At 50.2% G+C, this 15,917-nt stretch carries 17 protein-coding genes; 3 read left to right on the forward strand and 14 right to left on the reverse strand.

Annotation, left to right across the window (positions count from 1 at the left end):
* Window positions 1-37: 37 nt before the first annotated feature.
* The 7 genes from HMPREF9469_RS10220 to HMPREF9469_RS10250 form a co-directional block, all read right to left on the reverse strand.
* A complete protein-coding gene (locus HMPREF9469_RS10220; RefSeq protein WP_227162028.1) occupies window positions 38-688 on the reverse strand; it encodes a GntR family transcriptional regulator in 651 nt (216 codons plus the stop codon).
* A gap of 69 nt (window positions 689-757) precedes the next feature.
* A complete protein-coding gene (locus HMPREF9469_RS10225) occupies window positions 758-2,176 on the reverse strand; it encodes a Sapep family Mn(2+)-dependent dipeptidase (protein WP_007861647.1) in 1,419 nt (472 codons plus the stop codon).
* Between the two features lie 15 nt (window positions 2,177-2,191).
* Window positions 2,192-3,169, reverse strand: coding sequence for an ABC transporter ATP-binding protein (locus HMPREF9469_RS10230; protein WP_007861649.1), 978 nt, complete (start codon window positions 3,167-3,169; stop codon window positions 2,192-2,194).
* Window positions 3,156-4,154 (reverse strand): ABC transporter ATP-binding protein, encoded by a 999-nt coding sequence (locus tag HMPREF9469_RS10235; protein ID WP_007861650.1) that lies wholly within the window; start codon window positions 4,152-4,154, stop codon window positions 3,156-3,158. Before HMPREF9469_RS10235 ends, HMPREF9469_RS10230 begins: the two co-directional genes overlap by 14 nt.
* A 40-nt stretch (window positions 4,155-4,194) precedes the next feature.
* Window positions 4,195-5,856 carry an ABC transporter substrate-binding protein gene (locus tag HMPREF9469_RS10240; RefSeq protein WP_007861651.1) on the reverse strand — a complete coding sequence of 554 codons (1,662 nt, stop codon included), beginning with the start codon at window positions 5,854-5,856 and terminating at the stop codon, window positions 4,195-4,197.
* Window positions 5,857-5,889: 33 nt separating this feature from the next.
* Window positions 5,890-6,771, reverse strand: coding sequence for an ABC transporter permease (locus tag HMPREF9469_RS10245; protein WP_007861659.1), 882 nt, complete (start codon window positions 6,769-6,771; stop codon window positions 5,890-5,892).
* A 93-nt stretch (window positions 6,772-6,864) separates the two neighbouring features.
* Window positions 6,865-7,818, reverse strand: a complete 954-nt coding sequence (locus tag HMPREF9469_RS10250; protein WP_007861661.1) for an ABC transporter permease — start codon at window positions 7,816-7,818, stop codon at window positions 6,865-6,867.
* A gap of 318 nt (window positions 7,819-8,136) precedes the next feature.
* On the opposite strand from HMPREF9469_RS10250, the gene HMPREF9469_RS10255 reads away from it, so the two are divergent.
* Window positions 8,137-8,634: an L-2-amino-thiazoline-4-carboxylic acid hydrolase gene (locus HMPREF9469_RS10255; RefSeq protein ID WP_007861662.1), complete on the forward strand. Its 498-nt coding sequence runs from the start codon at window positions 8,137-8,139 to the stop codon at window positions 8,632-8,634.
* Between the two features lie 195 nt (window positions 8,635-8,829).
* Window positions 8,830-10,062, forward strand: a complete 1,233-nt coding sequence (gene pepT, locus HMPREF9469_RS10260) for a peptidase T (protein WP_007861663.1) — start codon at window positions 8,830-8,832, stop codon at window positions 10,060-10,062.
* 232 nt (window positions 10,063-10,294) lie between these two features.
* Here the strand turns inward: pepT and HMPREF9469_RS10265 are convergent, their stop codons facing one another.
* Window positions 10,295-11,260: a uroporphyrinogen decarboxylase family protein gene (locus HMPREF9469_RS10265; RefSeq protein WP_040415989.1), complete on the reverse strand. Its 966-nt coding sequence runs from the start codon at window positions 11,258-11,260 to the stop codon at window positions 10,295-10,297.
* A gap of 308 nt (window positions 11,261-11,568) precedes the next feature.
* Here HMPREF9469_RS10265 and allE point away from each other — a divergent pair, with 308 nt between their 5' ends.
* Window positions 11,569-12,357: a (S)-ureidoglycine aminohydrolase gene (allE, locus tag HMPREF9469_RS10270; RefSeq protein WP_007861665.1), complete on the forward strand. Its 789-nt coding sequence runs from the start codon at window positions 11,569-11,571 to the stop codon at window positions 12,355-12,357.
* A 266-nt stretch (window positions 12,358-12,623) separates the two neighbouring features.
* Here the strand turns inward: allE and rpsR are convergent, their stop codons facing one another.
* From rpsR to HMPREF9469_RS10300, 6 genes are all read right to left on the reverse strand, one after another.
* Window positions 12,624-12,893 (reverse strand): 30S ribosomal protein S18, encoded by a 270-nt coding sequence (rpsR, locus tag HMPREF9469_RS10275; RefSeq protein ID WP_002568382.1) that lies wholly within the window; start codon window positions 12,891-12,893, stop codon window positions 12,624-12,626.
* 38 nt (window positions 12,894-12,931) lie between these two features.
* Window positions 12,932-13,390 (reverse strand): single-stranded DNA-binding protein, encoded by a 459-nt coding sequence (locus tag HMPREF9469_RS10280; protein ID WP_040415992.1) that lies wholly within the window; start codon window positions 13,388-13,390, stop codon window positions 12,932-12,934.
* A gap of 48 nt (window positions 13,391-13,438) precedes the next feature.
* Window positions 13,439-13,726, reverse strand: a complete 288-nt coding sequence (gene rpsF / locus HMPREF9469_RS10285; RefSeq protein ID WP_007861681.1) for a 30S ribosomal protein S6 — start codon at window positions 13,724-13,726, stop codon at window positions 13,439-13,441.
* Between the two features lie 134 nt (window positions 13,727-13,860).
* Entirely contained in the window at window positions 13,861-14,076 is a 216-nt protein-coding gene (locus HMPREF9469_RS10290; RefSeq protein ID WP_007861682.1) for a DUF951 domain-containing protein, read from the reverse strand.
* Between the two features lie 36 nt (window positions 14,077-14,112).
* Window positions 14,113-15,105 carry an aldo/keto reductase gene (locus tag HMPREF9469_RS10295; protein ID WP_007861683.1) on the reverse strand — a complete coding sequence of 331 codons (993 nt, stop codon included), beginning with the start codon at window positions 15,103-15,105 and terminating at the stop codon, window positions 14,113-14,115.
* Window positions 15,106-15,137: 32 nt separating this feature from the next.
* Window positions 15,138-15,863 (reverse strand): NAD-dependent protein deacylase, encoded by a 726-nt coding sequence (locus HMPREF9469_RS10300; protein ID WP_007861684.1) that lies wholly within the window; start codon window positions 15,861-15,863, stop codon window positions 15,138-15,140.
* Window positions 15,864-15,917: the final 54 nt, after the last annotated feature.

A 15,917-nucleotide genomic window follows, 5' to 3' on the forward strand; every position in this document is an offset into this window, starting at 1 on the left:
GGCCATGGAGAAATTTCTCCATGGCTTGGATCAGACATTACATATACATATGACTTCCATAGTTTGGATATAAAATATCGAGAAATGACACAATATCCCGGCGCAGTTCATCCACCGCCCGTTCCAGATCCTTGTCCATCAGATAATCGATCACCTTCAGGTGGTTCTCACAGCCCATGCGGATGGAGATGGTTCCCCATTTCTCCCAGTGCCTCTGGGCATAGGCCCTTGTCATGATTCCAATGCTTTTTTGCAGCATACTGTAGCAGTACTCATTCCCGCTGTAGGAAAGCAGGCGGAGATGGAATTTGCTGTTGTTGTCCCAGTGCTTCAGGATGGTCAGGTCCTTATCCTTGTCAGAACACTCAGTCAGGGTGAACTCACGCAGCTCCATAATATCACCCCTGGTCATGATGGAGGCGGCATCCCTGAGACATCCTGTCTCAACCATGATCCGGAAATTTACTATATCCCGTATCTCCTTTTCATTGATCCTGACCACTTCATATCCATACCTGGGATGGCTGATCAGCACTCCTTCATTACACAGCTCGATCAGGGCGTCCCTGATCGGGGATTTGCTCACCCCATACTTTTCAATCAACTGTTTTTCATTGATGATCTCATTCTGCTTGTAGTTGCCCTCTATTATGTCTTTCAGAATAGAATCATATATTTCAGTCTTCAAAGACGATGGCTTCCCGCTTCCCATATACATTCCCTCCCACTTTTTTCCAACATGCCTTAAAGCATTTCCTTATAGCATACGATCCAGCTCCATAAGGGATATTATATATGTTTTCAAACCTTTTAGCAACATTTGTAAGGGAACACATTCATCGGGCTGGTGCCCCTGTCCGTGGCCGTTCTCAAAGGGATTGGGCGCATCCGGCACACCCGGCCCGAATCCGATGGCACAGGGAAGATGCCTGGAGTAGGTTCCTCCCCCCATGGTGTAAGGCTCATAATGCCTGCCCTGGACATGATCGCAGATCTCACTTAACACAGGAATGTAGGGATTATCAAGAGGTACATAGGCCGGTGCCGACAGCTCGCCGATGGTAACCCCAAATCCCAGGGATTCCGCCTGTTTTCTAAAACCTTCCGCCACCTCCCGGCCATCCACGGTCACCGGATACCTGGTGTCAAAGGACACATTGATCCTTCCCTTCTCCCCATGGGCAACACTGCCCACACAGGTAAGCTTTCCGGATTCACTGTCCTCAAAGGGAATGCCGCATGCCACCCCATAATAATCAGATGTCATGGATTCCACTGCCCGCATTGCATCTTCGGCACTGCCCCTGACCAGTCCGCTCTTTGCCAGAGCGCCTGCCAGAACATGGACCGCATTCACGGACCCCTCCGGAAATGCCGCATGGCGGGATATGCCCCGGGCTGAAACCTTTATATCCGCCCCGTCCTGCTCCACGCTGATCCCGTCTATTCCCTTCAGTCTTTCCACGGCTTCTTTAAGGTCCACCCCTGAAAGCACGGCTTCGGCCTTTACCGGAATCACGTTGACCACGCTGCCGCCATGGAAGGATACCAGGTTTCCGTCCATTTCCCGCTCAATATCAGCCCTCATCAGACCCTTTTCCCCATAACATACAGGGAAATTAGTGTCCACCACCAGATTGAAATCCGGGACCTGCTGGGTACGGCAAAAATACTCAATGTCCTGCATTCCCGTTTCCTCTGACAAGCCAAAATAAAGAAGCACGTCATTTTTCAGGGCAATGCCATGCTCCTTTAAATACCGCAGGGCGTACAGGGCGCAGATACCCGGCCCCTTGTTGTCCCCCACGCCCCGGCCGATCAAGAATCCGTCTTTCAGCGTGCACTTAAGAGGCGGATTATGCCACCCTTCCCCCAGTGGAACCACATCCAGATGGGCATACATGCCGATCCGCTTCGGTTCCTTTGCCGTCCCCTTTACCAGGAGGCTGCCGCAGTAATACTCATGATTCTCCACATGGAATCCATACCCTGCGGCCAGGGAAACCGCCTCATCCAGCACATCCCCGCAATTTTTTCCAAAGGGATATTTCTCATCCCCCTGAACCGATATGCTGGGAATGGCCACTAATCTGTCCAGGTCCTTTACAAATGCCTGGCTGTTTTTTTCGATCCACTGATCGATCTCCTGCATAAAACTGCTGTCAGGTTTAAACATCTTGATTTTCCTTCCTTATTCGCACAGATGACATGATACCATATGACCGCCGCCCACATCATGAAGCTTCGGACATTCCTGAGAGCACCGTCCGGCAGCGTATTTACACCTGGTGTGGAAATAACAGCCCCGGGGAGGATTCAGCGGACTGGGCACATCCCCCGTAAGGATCTCCCTCTTCATCTTATTGTCCACATCAGGGATGGGGATCGCTGACAGCAGGGCCTTGGTGTAAGGGTGCTGCGGGTTGTTATAAAGCTCATCCTTTTCTGCAATCTCCACAATCCTCCCAAGATACATTACAGCAATACGGTCAGACACGTACTTAACCACACTCAGGTCATGGGAAATGAACAGATAGGTGAGTTTTTTTGTTTTCTGAAGGTCCTGGATCAGGTTCAGCACCTGGGCGCGGACCGACACATCCAGAGCGGACACCGGCTCGTCACAGACCACGAATTCAGGGTCCAGCACAAGGGCCCTTGCGATGACAATGCGCTGTCTCTGTCCTCCTGAGAACTCATGGGGATAACGGTTCATCATGTTCTCCGGCATACCCACCAGTTCCATGATCTCCTTTACCTTCTGTATGCGCTCCTCATTGCTACCCATTCCAAAGGCGTCCAGGGGAGCCTTGATCAGCTCCAGCACAGTCATACGGGGATTTAAGGAGGCATACGGATCCTGGAAGATCAGCTGCATTTTCTTGCGCATCTGGCGCATCTGCTCTTTGTTGTACTTTGTGATATCATCACCCTTATAGAGGACCTGGCCTGAGGTAGGATCGATCAGCCGCAGGATGGACCGCCCCAGCGTGGACTTTCCGCATCCCGATTCACCCACCACCCCAATGGTCTCCCCCTCATAGATGGAAAGGTTGATCCGGTCCACGGCATGGACGATCTTTAACGGTTTTCCGGTCATGGTTTTGGCTGTGATAAACTCTTTTTTTACATTCTTTAGTTCAACCAATATGTTTTTATTCGACCTCATGTTCCCAGCCTCCCTCCGGCGCATATTTCCAGCAGCGAACTTTCTGTCCCCCTATATCATAGAGCCCCGGTTCCTGTTCATGGCATTTGTTCTGTGCCTGCGTACACCGGGTACAGAACCGGCATCCCTTTGGCATTTCGCTCAGATCCGGGACCGACCCCGGGATATTAAAGAGGCGCTCCGCGCTGTTCTGGTCCAGACGGGGGATGGACTTAAGCAGCCCCTGGGTATACGGATGGAGCGGATGCTTAAAAATACTCTTCACATCCCCGTACTCCATCTCCTTGCCCGCATACATGACCATTACCTCGTCCGCCATCTCCGCAACCACACCCATGTCATGGGTGATGAGCATGATCGACTTGTTTTCCTTTTCTTTTAATTCCCTCATAAGCTCCAGGATCTGGGCCTGAATGGTAACATCCAGGGCAGTGGTGGGTTCATCCGCTATGAACAGGGATGCATTGCAGGAAAGGGCCATGGCTATCATCACACGCTGCCTCATGCCGCCGGAAAGCTGGTGGGGATACTCCTTAAGGCGCTGGGCCGGGGAGGGGATGCCCACTTTCATGAGCATCTCCTCGGCGCGTTTCCATGCCTGTTTTTTATCCATCTTACTATGCGCGGTTATTGTTTCTACAAGCTGTTTTCCGATGGTCATAACCGGATTCAGCCCTGTCATGGAGTCCTGAAATATCATGGCGATCTCGTTACCACGGATCTGGCGTATTTCCTTCTGGTTAAGCCTGGTCAGGTCTTTTCCCTTAAACAGGATCTCTCCAGATGCGATCTTACCGGACTGGGGAGGAATCAGCCTCAAAATTGACATGCTCGTCACTGATTTGCCGCAGCCTGACTCTCCCACGATTCCCAGGGTCTCGCCCTTTTTTATATGAAAGGATACGCCGTCCACAGCAGTAACCGTTCCGTTCTTTCCGGAAAACTGGGTTACGAGTTTTTTTACTTCAATCAAATTTTCAGACATTTAAGTACCTCGCTTTTCGTATGGAACATGCTGATCCCGATTACTTATTCACCTTCCAGGCCCATACATTCTTGTTCACATTGTAATCAATGGCGCCTACCCGCACATTCTCCAGCTTCTCGCTGTATCCAAAGAGGTCATTGGTAAAATACAGGAATGCCATTGGCATCTGCTTAAACAGTTCCTGCTGATATTTGTCATAAGCCTCTTTACGTGCCTCAAATGTGATCTCCTTGGCTCCGGCCTCGCCCAAAAGGCCCAAAGTCGGGTCGGACAGCTGTGTAAAGTTATTCATGTAGCCTGCCGTCACGTTAGGTACGGATTCGGATGGATCAACGGAACCGGCGGAGCCGATAAAGCACAGATCATACTCGCCATTGCGCGCATTGGACAGCAGGGTGGGGAAATCAAGTGTCTGGATCCTTGTCTTGATGCCGATCTTCTGAAGATCCTGCTGGATCAGGATCGCTGATTTTTCCCTCACTTCATTGCCAGTGGAAACCAGTACTTCCAGTTCGCGGTTTGCATCCCAGCCCGCTGCCTCGATCATTTCCTTTGCCTTCTCAGGATCGTATTCAACCTTCAGGCTTGTGTCATAGTACTTGTGGTCTTCAGGAAGGGGGCCGATGGCAACGCGTCCCTGGCCCTGAAGGAGCTGGTCCACGATCACCTGGCGGTTGATGGCAAGGCTGATTGCATGGCGGATGTCCTCTGTCAGGTAATCCCTGGAAGTATTCATGGCCATGTACTGGTACGCAAAGGTGGGTACGGACTTTGCGGCAACACCCGGGGTGTTGTTGGCAGCATCCCAGTCAGCCAGAGGGATCTGCGTATTTCCGGAAAGGGCATCGATCTCGCCGCTCATCAGGCCGGAAAGGATATTGGAGGACTGTACTTTTTTGAACACCAGCCTGTCAAAATCAGGTGCGCCCAGGTAGTAGTCCTTATTTGCCTTAAACTCTATGGACACGCCGGACTCGGTGCTGTCAAAGATACATGGGCCGGAGCCAATGGGCTTCTGCCAGAACGCATCATTTACCAGGTCCCCATCGGAGATCCCGGACAGCAGGTGCTTTGGAATGATAAAAAAGTCACGGTTTACAAGAGCATAGACAATGGAGGGATCCATGGGTGTCTTTAAGGTAAATTCTACCGTATGGTCATCCACGGCCTTTACTTCCACACTGTCAGTCCCTGTCTCACATCCGGTGTCATCGGTACCCGCAAAGTACTGCATACGGATGCGGCGCAGGTAGTTATATTCAGAGGAAGATGCAACCTGTGCGGAGTAGACCACGTCCTCTGCGGTTACAGGTTCCCCGTCATGCCATTTCGCGTTCTCGTTCAGGTGATATGTAATCTTGTCCCGGGCCTCATTGGTCTCCCAGGAATCAGCCAGCCTGGGTTCAAACGTGCCGTCCGTGTTAATGGTCATCAAACGGTCAAACATAAGCTCATTTACATTGTCGGCGCCTGCATTGGTGGTATTCATCACCATGAACGTATCCCAGTCCCCGGACTGTGCAATGGTAACGATCTTCTCGCCGGTGCTGCTTCCCCCAGCCTTTGGCGCTTCTGTCTGGGCCGTTCCCCCTGCATTGGCCGCCGTGCCGGATGTTCCCCGGGAAGACCCGCCGCACGCTGAAAGCAGCATGGTACATGCCATGGAAGCTGCAATTACTCTTACAAAATTACGTCTCATAATGTTCCTCCTTTAAACTTGTATGTGTTTGTTTTATTTCTTTTTAATCTTTGTCTTTGAATCCAGGGCGTCCCTGATGCCGTCCCCTACAAAATTGATGCTGGTAACCGTAAGCACCAGCAAAATGCCCGGCGGCACCCAGAGCCACGGCCTGGATGAAAGCACGGTGATGGACTGCGCCGCGTACAGGATATTTCCCCAGGAAGCCTGGGGCGGCTGAACGCCCATGCCCAGGAAGCTGAGTGCGGATTCCTGGATAATGGCCTGGGCGGTACGGAACGTAAAGTTGATCAATATGGGGGCAAACGCATTGGGCACCACATATTTCATCAAAAGGGGCAGGTCCTTGGTCCCCACGGCCTTTGCAGATTCCACGTACTCCTTTTCCCTGACCGACAATACATTGCCGTAGATCAGCTTGGCAAAGTCCGTCCATCCCAGCACGCCGATCACCAGCGTAACGGTCCAGACAGAGGGTCCGATCACGGCAACCAATACCAGCACCAGTATCATGGATGGGAATGACATGAAAATGTCCGCGGCCCTCATGACAATGGTTTCCCATATCCCCTTGTAATAACCGGCGATCAGCCCCAGGGGGACGCCGATGCAAAGGCTTATGATGGCGGAAAGCAGACCCACCAGAAGGGATACGCGGCCGCCGTACACCAGCCTTGCGAACACATCCCTTCCCGTGTCATCTGTTCCCAGTAAATGGCCGGGACCGGGCTTTGCGCTGAAGGCCAGTATATCCGATGTGTATGGATCCAGCTTCAGGATGATGGGAAGAAATACCACCAGGAATACTTCCAATGCAATAATTGCAACGCCGATCATGGCCAGCTTGTGGGCCGTGAACTTTTTCAGCACGTCCCGATAATATGAGTCCTTTTTTATGACGATTGTCTCTGACATCCTCTTACCTCCTTTGTTACAGCTGTTCTCCGGCCGTTTATGTACAATACATGCGGCCCACCTGGTGAGGTTGTCCACGAACCAGTGAGGCGGCTAACGGCTCTCCCTTATCTTTGGGTCAAGCAGACTGTAAGCAATATCCGTAAGGACATTGCCCACCAGAACGGCTGCTGCAATTACTACGGTGATCCCCATTATCATGGGGTAATCTCTTGCATTAATGGACTGGACCATAAGGCTTCCCAGCCCCGGCCAGCTGAATACCTGCTCCGCCACCACAGCGCCTCCGAACATAAACGGAATCATGGTGCTGAGAACAGTTACCACAGGGATCAGAGCGTTCCTGAGGCCATGGACAATGACAACCCTTGGTTCTACAAGGCCTTTGGCCCTGGCTGTCCTGATATAGTCTTCGCTGAACACTTCCATCATGCTGCCCCGGGTCTGCCTCAGTATGCTGCCTATATTAAATATGGTCAGAACCAGACAGGGCAGGATCAGATGGTTGACTGCCGAGCCGACCGTATGTACCCCGGCATCGTACATTCCTCCCATGGGCAGTACCCGAAGCTTGACTGCAAACAGATAGATCATCACTAGACCTGTAAAAAAGGTAGGGGTGGATGCCCCTACAAATGCAAATCCGGATGAGGCGTAATCCCATGCGGAATAGGGCTTATACGCTGACATGATGCCAAGGGGCACTGCGATCAGAACTGATAGCGCAGTAGATGACAGTGTAAGTATCAGTGTGGGTCCCAATTTTTCCAGTACCTGTCCCAGTACAGGAAGGCTGTTCCGGTATGAGATCCCCAGATTTCCCTGGAGCATGGCTCCAAGCCACCGGAAATACTGTATGATCGCCGGGTCATTTAACCCCATCTGTGTTTTCAGCGCTTCCATACTCTCCTTGGTTGCCATGGGATCTGCCATGAGCATCTCCAGGGGACTTCCGGGAGCCATTGCCGAAATCAGATATACAAGAACAGTTATTCCGAAAAAGGTGGGAATCGCTACCAACAGACGTTTTACAATGTACTTAAACATGTTGTTTATCGACCTCCGTATTTCCGTGATACTTCTTAATGGGTAGCTGCGTGCCTGAACACTAAGAATATCATTGTTATATCACTGATAATATCAGATATAACGTAAATGTCAACCTTACGAACTGTTTTTTAATTATTTTTGTTTAATATGCACACTTTTTTTCTTTTTTATTGGCATAATCGACAAAAATATATTTAAGTCTTTGAAAGTATTGACTAGATTACATTTGCATGTTTAAATAAATAACAGTTATTTCTGCGTGCCTGGATAAAATCGGAATATCAAAAACTGATTTTATTGAAGGAGGATTTTAAGATGTCTGTTAAACACAACGAACCTAAATTTACCGATCCCGCAACCATGGCCTGCCGCGGTGCCGTGGAGCACAGAGCCACATGGATGGCACTTCTCTATGAACAGGCTAAGGAGCAGGGCGCTGACGCTGAGAAGATGTGCCGCGAAGCCATCCGCAAGTGCGGCCATATCCATGGCGACAACATGTATAAGCCCCTTTGTGAGGACCCGGACAGCGCCGCTGATTTTGGCAGGGCATTCTTTAGCGGACAGGGCGCAAAAAACATGGAGATCGATGTGCTCGAGTCCTCCCATGACAGCCTGGTGGCAGAATTCCGCCAGTGTCCCCTTGTTCAGGCCTGGGAAAAACTAGGCTATAAGGGCAAGGAACTGGAACTGCTGTGCGATATGGCCATGGACGGGGACCGCGGTATTGCCGACCAGATGGGGCTGACACTGGATATCACAAAGACCATTGCTGCCGGAGACGGATGCTGCCACCTGCATTTCCATAAATAATTCGTATCAGTTCAAATACTTTACAGGGAACCTGCCACATGGCTCTCAGGCTGTCATTTTCATATGGCGGCCTTTTGTGATTCCGGGGAGTATCTGCATAATACCTCTGGTATTCCGGCATCATAACCTGTATAATATTTTGTAATATGAGCACCGGAGCCCGATCAGAGACTCCAACGCTTTAAGGAGGTCTACATGAATGTAAGAGGCAGAAATGTAAAAGACAGATTTCTCACCTATGTGGGGTTCGACACCCAGTCCGATATTGACAGCGGCAAGGTGCCTTCCACTCCCAAACAGCTGAAGCTGGCCGGTTATCTGGCGGATGAACTGAAGGAATTGGGAGTGGAGGATGCGGAAGTGGACCGGTACGGCTGCGTCTACGGGCACATACCGCCCTCCAGCGGCTGCGCCAAGCCTGGTCTGGCCCTGATCGCGCATATGGATACGGCCATGGATATGTCGGGAGCCAACATTAAGCCCCGTATTGTGTCCGATTATGACGGAGGTGATATTGTACTGAATCAGGAGAAGAATATTGTCACCAGAGTCAGTGAATATCCTGTGCTTGAGCGCTTTGTGGGCCAGGACCTGATCGTCACGGACGGCACCACCCTTCTGGGCGCGGATGACAAGGCCGGTGTGGCGGAGATCATGACACTGGTGCAGTTTCTGGCAGAACATCCCCAGCATCCCCATCCCGGACTCAGCATCCTGTTTACCCCGGATGAGGAGATCGGCCGGGGAGCGGACCATGTGGATATAAAGAAGCTGGACGCTGCCTATGGATACACTGTGGACGGAGGGCTTCTGGGGGAATTTTCCTATGAAAATTTCAATGCTGCAAGCGCCTTTGTCACCGTGCATGGCGTCACGGCCCATACCGGGTATGCTAAAGGCGTGCTGAAAAACGCCATCCTCATAGCCATGGAATACCAGAGTCTGCTCCCCGCCTATGAGACGCCCGGGTGCACGGAGGGACGCGAGGGTTTCTACCACCTGGACCGTCTGGAGGGGTGCACGGAAACGGCCAAGATGAAATTCCTCATAAGGGACCACGATCATGGTAAATTTCTAAGGCGTCAGGAACTGATGGAAGAAGCCTGCAGGTATCTGAATAATAAATACGGCCAGGGCACTGTGGAAATCCAGATCCAGGAAAGCTATCTGAACATGTATGAAAAGGTGAAGGACCATAAGGAACTGATCAGCCATGTATTTGAGGCCATGGAAAAGGCCCAGGTCACCCCCATTGTGGATCCTATCCGCGGCGGAACCGATGGCTCCCGCCTGTCCTACATGGGCCTGCCCTGCCCCAACCTTTGCACCGGGGGCCAGAACGGCCATGGACGCCATGAATTTGTGTCTGTCCAATCCATGGAAAAAGTGGTTGAGATCCTCAAATATTTGGTGGAACTGTATGCGTAGATGTGGTATAACCGCAGTTTTAAGGCAACCAAAGGAAGATAAACCCATAGGATCAGCGACTGATAAGTATATAATAAGTATTCAATCGTATTCAATAAGTATACAATAAGGAGACCGGACACCCCGGTGTATATCACCCGGTGCCCAGCCTCTTTTTTTGTTAGAGAACCCTGTCCTCTGCAGACAAGGACACACCCTGTCCACTAAGGATATATACAGAAAACGTTAATGCTCAACAGCTTCGGGCCGTTTTCACAGCCTGTTTTACCTTCTCCAGATCCTGCTCTGTGGCAAGGGTACAGTCTGCTCCCAGGATCAGGCCCTTTCTGCCAAAGTCAGCGATCACTCTCTTCACCTCTTCCTCCACCTGCTCATGAGTGCCGTCCACCAGCACTCCGTGGCGGTTGGGAAGTCCGCCCATCAAGGTCTTACCCCCGAACAGTTCCCTTCCCTCTTCCATATCATAGGGAACCTCAAACACGCCCCAGTTCACAACATCCGCATATGGCGCATAGCAGCGGTATCTTTCCATATTAAGTCCATCCTTGCAGATATGGAGGAAACAATAACCGCCCGCATCTTTAATGGCTTTCATGATCCTGAGATCAAAGGGCTTGATCCATTTTTCAAATTCCTCATCTGTAAAAAAGCATGTTTCACCGCCCAGAGAAGCAAAGTAAACGGAATCCAGCCCTGCTTCTATGTAGCTTTTAGCCAGATCACAGAGCACGTCCGTGATCCGCTCCATGGCGGATAACATCTTTTTCTCATCCCAGCGCAAAAAATCCACCTGCATCTGCCTAGCCGCAAAATAATTCACCCCGGCCTGCTCAATGGGGTGGATGCCGGACGCGCAGATACCATGAAGGGTTCCCATGGTAAATACATCCTTTCCGCAGCCGGCCAGGATCTCCCGTGTCACCTCCATCTGGTGTTCCATGAACTCATCATTCATAGTCATCTTTGGGATCAGCCTGTCATAGTCATCCGGGGTATGGATGGTGCCAAAGGCGGGAATCAGGTTTTCATTCATTATTTTACAGATATCCCCATCTGTCTCACGGAAAAAATCCAGATGTGCTTTTACAGCAGCCTCTCCTCTTTTCTTGTCCTCCGGAAAGTGAAGGGAAAAACCGGAAGGGATCCCATCCACCTCCTTTTGCTGAATCGCTGCTATCACCCGTTCTTTCTTTGTCATCATACAATCTCCTTTTCATTTTTTATCTGTATTCTTCCATTAATATTAGCTTTAATATATCACTGATATTATTAACCAGCAAGAGTTTTACATAAATTCTACATTTCATACATATTTCGCATTATTTTTTATATAATATGCACAAATTCCATTTTCTCCAGAGGAAACTGTCTTCCTTTTAGCGATCCCGGAAGCATGTTACAGGTGCATTCATTTACAAATCTGAAGAATCCTGTATAATAGCATATAAGCAAGGCGCCTGCTGGCACCGGAAATAATGAGAAAGATATGCACGGGAGGAACATCATATGAGTTATGTAAATCAAGTTACAGGGTACAGAGGGGATCTTTTGTCAAACCGGTCCATTGTCAAAAAAGATATGTATGCGCTGCTGGAGCCGGACGGGCTGGTAAAGAACACCATCCCCGGTTTTCAGGGATGTGAGATCACCATCCTGTCCTCCCCCAAACTGGGGGCTTCCTTCGTGGACTATCTTATGACAATAGACCCCCAGGGAAACAACAGGACGGGATTTGGCGGTGAGGGCGTGGAAACATTTCTCTATCTGTTTGAGGGTACGCTTAAGGTCTGGAATGAAGACGAGGAGGCAGTCATAACAAAGGGAGGATACATATTCTGTCCCGCCGGGAAACTGCTTTATTTTGAGAACCCTGAAGGCAGGGCGCGGGCTTTCCTGTACAAAAGGAAATATCAGCAGCTGGGGGGCTGCTCAGCACACACGGTCATTGCCAATATCCACGATGTGGACTGGGTAGAATATGAGGGGATGGCAGATGTACGTATGAAGGATTTCCTGCCGGCTTCAGACGATCCCGGCTTTGACATGAACTTCCATATCCTTTCCTTCCGCCCGGGTGCCTGCCACGGTTATGTGGAGACCCATGTCCAGGAACACGGGGCCTACATCTACTCCGGCCAGGGAATGTACAACCTGGATAATGACTGGATCCCTGTAAAAAAAGGGGATTATATCTTTATGGGTGCCTATTGCCTTCAGGCCGCGTACGGGGTGGGAAGGGATGAGGAGTTTGCTTATATTTATTCAAAGGATTGTAATCGGGATGCGGTTCTGTGAATAGATGATCAAAGCATACCAGTAATTCAAATGTAAGGGTGCCGGAATGATTTAGGCACCCCTTTTGGCACTTCCGGTTAGACTTTGATAAATAATCCAACCACAAAAAAAGCCCCAGGGCCCACCGGCCTCGGGACTTTTAATATACAATTATTGTAACTGTTCAGGAAATCCCATGTGAAAATGGGTGGAAAAACGGACTTATAAGCAAGCTTAACGCCCGCTTTGGCACCCATTTTCCCGCCGTCCTGATCTGTTACCAATTATTAATCACAGGTATAAGGCATAAGAGCGATGTGACGTGCGCGCTTGATCGCTACAGTCAGAGCTCTCTGATGCTTAGCACAGTTGCCGGTGATACGGCGGGGAAGGATCTTGCCTCTCTCGGATACGTATCTCTTTAACTTGTTAACATCCTTGTAATCAATTGTGCCGTTCTTATCGCCACAGAATACACATACTTTTTTTCTTCTGCGCATTCCGCCTGGTCTTCTCATCTTAGCGCCATCTGGTCTATCTGTTTTATTAAATGCCATTGGTGTTGTCCTCCTTTATTATTCAACCATAGAACATTCTAGTTAAATGGAAGTCCTTCGTCCTCTACTCCATCCGGAATGTTCATAAACCCATCACCAATCGCACTGGTAGGAGCCGGTCTCTGAGAAGGAGCTGACTGCGTATAGCCGCCCATTTCAGAAGCTGCGCCCTTACTGTCTGCGAATTCCTGGTCATCAAGGATGACCTCGGTGGTGTATACTTTCTGACCTTCCTTATTTACATAGCTACCTGTTTGAAGTCTGCCGGAAACAAGGACACGCATACCCTGACGGAAATACTTTTCTGCAAATTCTCCTGCGCGGTCAAATGCCACACAGTTGATAAAATCTGCGGTCTGGTCTCCGCCTTCCTGGCCTCTGCGTCCTCTCCTGTCCACTGCAAGGGTGTACCTGGCAATCGCCATGGAGCGCTCTCCCTGTGAATACCTGATTTCCGGATCTCTTGTTAATCTTCCCATTAGGATAACTCTGTTCATACGGTCACTCTTCCTTTTTCTTTCCCGCTTACACGGGCTGGGTATGTCTTATGCTTCTACTTTAACGCATAAGTATCTGATAACTGGTTCCATAATACGAATGTGTGCTTCTACTTCATTCGGGCATACAGAATCGGACTCAAACTGGATGAAGTAGTAGAAAGCTTCATGCATCTTCTGGATCTCATATGCAAGTCTCTTCTTTCCCCATTCATCTACATTGGTCACGGTGCCACCGAAACGTGTGATGTAACCTTTCACCTTTTCCAGTGCTGCTGCACGCTGATCGTCTTCAAGCTTCACATTCAGAACAACGGTTAATTCATACTTGTTCATCTTGCTTTACCTCCTTGTGGTCTCTGGCCCCTGCTTTCAGTAACAGGAGCAAGGATATGATATGTCACGGAGTATTATTTTATCAAATTCCCGGGACAATTGCAAGATGTTTTTTAATATTTTTATAACTTTCATCACTGCAGTTCCTGTGGATTCGCCCCTTTTTTGGTCAATCCCCTGGTATTCTTCTCCACCAGCCTGCGGGCCACCATGATCTGGTGTCCGCATCCCATGCATTTCAGCCGGAAGTCGGCTCCCACTCTAAGGATTTCCCATTCATTGCTGCCGCATGGATGCGGTTTTTTCAGCTTTACCACATCACCCACTTCGTAATTCAGCTTTTCCATCATCTTATTACTCCACTTCTATATGTAAATACAGCCCCTCTATCTGCTCAGGACGGACTCGATCTTCTCAAGTTCATCCGGTTCAAATGCCAGATGGTCCAGAGCCGCCACATTGTCTTCCAGCTGTGCGGTGCTGCTTGCCCCTATGAGCACACTTGTCACCTCATTGCGCCGCAGGACCCATGCAAGTGCCATCTGGGCCAGGGTCTGTCCCCTTGAGGCGGCGATCTGGTTAAGTTCCCTGATCTTAACAAGGCTCTCCTCAGACAGATACCGTCCGCCTATGGTGTTCCCCTCCCTGGATGCCCGTGATCCCTCCGGCACGCCGGAAAGATACTTGTCTGTCAGCGCTCCCTGGGCCAATGGGCTGAAGCAGATGCACCCCACGCCTTCCCTGTCAAGAAGCTCCAGCAGGCCGTCCTCCACCCACCGCTCCAGCATATTGTAACGCGGCTGGTGCAGCAGACATGGCGTGCCGTTGGCGCGGAGCATGGCAATTGCCTTTTCTGCTTCCGGGGCCTGATAATTGGATATGGCCACATACAGGGCTTTCCCCTGCCTCACCGCATCGGACAGCGCACCCATAGTCTCCTCCAGCGGCGTCTCCGGATCCGGGCGGTGATGGTAAAATACATCTACATAATCCAGTCCCATGCGCTTTAAGCTGGAATCCAGGCTTGCCATCAGGTATTTCCTGGAACCCCAGTTTCCATAGGGCCCCGGCCAGAAGTCATATCCCGCTTTGGTGGAAATGAACAGTTCATCTCTGTATCTTCCAAGATCCGATTTAAGGATGGCTCCAAAATTTTCTTCCGCCATTCCCCTGGCAGGGTGGCCGTAATTATTAGCCAGGTCAAAGTGGGTGATCCCCATATCAAATGCCCGGAATAAAATGTCCTTCTGCTCTTCCAGGGATTTCTCCAGGCCAAAATTCTGCCAAAGCCCCAGTGAGATCCTTGGCAGCAGGACACCGCTTCGGCCGCTGCGCTTATATTCCATAACTTCGTATCTGTTTCCCGCTGCTTTGTACATATGATCTGCCCCTTTTCGTATTATACATTTATTCACTCCAAAACCACTGCGCCCAGAACTTCCCCGATGCTGTCGCTGATAACCAGGTCAGCCTGGGAATCCCGTGAAGTGGCGCCTTTATTAATAAGCACCAGACGATTGCCCCGGTAATAATCAATAAGGCCTGCTGCCGGATATACCACCAAAGAAGTACCGCCGATAATAAGCATGTCCGCATTACGTATATAGTCCACGGACTTTTGTAAGATCCGGTTGTCCAGCCCCTCCTCATACAGCACCACATCCGGCTTTACAGTGCCCCCGCAGCTGCATCGGGGGACTCCCTCACTGTTTATCACATGATCCAGCCCGTAAAATTCGCCGCATCTGGTACAATAATTCCTATGTACGGAGCCGTGAAGCTCCAAGACCTCTTTACTTCCCGCCATCTGATGCAGCCCGTCAATGTTCTGTGTAATGACAGCCCTGAGTTTTCCCTGTTCCTCCAGTCTCGCCAGGGCCTGATGGGCTGCATTGGGCTTTGCATGGGTAAAAAGCATCCTGTCTTTGTAAAACCGGTAAAATTCCTCAGGATTGCGGACATAAAAGCTGTGGCTGATGATCGTCTCCGGCGGATACTTATACTGTTGGTTATACAAACCGTCCACACTCCGGAAATCCGGGATACCGCTCTCCGTGGATACCCCCGCACCGCCGAAAAACACAATGTTCCCGCTGGATTGGATCCAGTCCTTTAACTGCTGCCATTTTTCATTCATATGATCCATGCCCCTCCTTTAATCATTATGGGATTTCAGTGACAATATAATTTA

The sequence above is a fragment of the [Clostridium] citroniae WAL-17108 genome (genome assembly GCF_000233455.1).
Classification (GTDB): Bacteria; Bacillota; Clostridia; order Lachnospirales; family Lachnospiraceae; genus Enterocloster; species Enterocloster citroniae.

What these genes read in the sequence shown, in the direction of transcription:
- HMPREF9469_RS10225 (WP_007861647.1), bottom strand. Translation starts at nt 2,176, where the DNA reads ATGTTTAAACCTGACAGCAGTTTTATGCAGGAGATCGATCAGTGGATC.
- HMPREF9469_RS10230 (WP_007861649.1), bottom strand. Translation starts at nt 3,169, where the DNA reads ATGAGGTCGAATAAAAACATATTGGTTGAACTAAAGAATGTAAAAAAA.
- HMPREF9469_RS10235 (WP_007861650.1), bottom strand. Translation starts at nt 4,154, where the DNA reads ATGTCTGAAAATTTGATTGAAGTAAAAAAACTCGTAACCCAGTTTTCC.
- HMPREF9469_RS10240 (WP_007861651.1), bottom strand. Translation starts at nt 5,856, where the DNA reads ATGAGACGTAATTTTGTAAGAGTAATTGCAGCTTCCATGGCATGTACC.
- HMPREF9469_RS10245 (WP_007861659.1), bottom strand. Translation starts at nt 6,771, where the DNA reads ATGTCAGAGACAATCGTCATAAAAAAGGACTCATATTATCGGGACGTG.
- HMPREF9469_RS10250 (WP_007861661.1), bottom strand. Translation starts at nt 7,818, where the DNA reads ATGTTTAAGTACATTGTAAAACGTCTGTTGGTAGCGATTCCCACCTTT.
- HMPREF9469_RS10255 (WP_007861662.1), top strand. Translation starts at nt 8,137, where the DNA reads ATGTCTGTTAAACACAACGAACCTAAATTTACCGATCCCGCAACCATG.
- pepT (WP_007861663.1), top strand. Translation starts at nt 8,830, where the DNA reads ATGAATGTAAGAGGCAGAAATGTAAAAGACAGATTTCTCACCTATGTG.
- HMPREF9469_RS10265 (WP_040415989.1), bottom strand. Translation starts at nt 11,260, where the DNA reads ATGACAAAGAAAGAACGGGTGATAGCAGCGATTCAGCAAAAGGAGGTG.
- allE (WP_007861665.1), top strand. Translation starts at nt 11,569, where the DNA reads ATGAGTTATGTAAATCAAGTTACAGGGTACAGAGGGGATCTTTTGTCA.
- rpsR (WP_002568382.1), bottom strand. Translation starts at nt 12,893, where the DNA reads ATGGCATTTAATAAAACAGATAGACCAGATGGCGCTAAGATGAGAAGA.
- HMPREF9469_RS10280 (WP_040415992.1), bottom strand. Translation starts at nt 13,390, where the DNA reads ATGAACAGAGTTATCCTAATGGGAAGATTAACAAGAGATCCGGAAATC.
- rpsF (WP_007861681.1), bottom strand. Translation starts at nt 13,726, where the DNA reads ATGAACAAGTATGAATTAACCGTTGTTCTGAATGTGAAGCTTGAAGAC.
- HMPREF9469_RS10290 (WP_007861682.1), bottom strand. Translation starts at nt 14,076, where the DNA reads ATGATGGAAAAGCTGAATTACGAAGTGGGTGATGTGGTAAAGCTGAAA.
- HMPREF9469_RS10295 (WP_007861683.1), bottom strand. Translation starts at nt 15,105, where the DNA reads ATGTACAAAGCAGCGGGAAACAGATACGAAGTTATGGAATATAAGCGC.
- HMPREF9469_RS10300 (WP_007861684.1), bottom strand. Translation starts at nt 15,863, where the DNA reads ATGAATGAAAAATGGCAGCAGTTAAAGGACTGGATCCAATCCAGCGGG.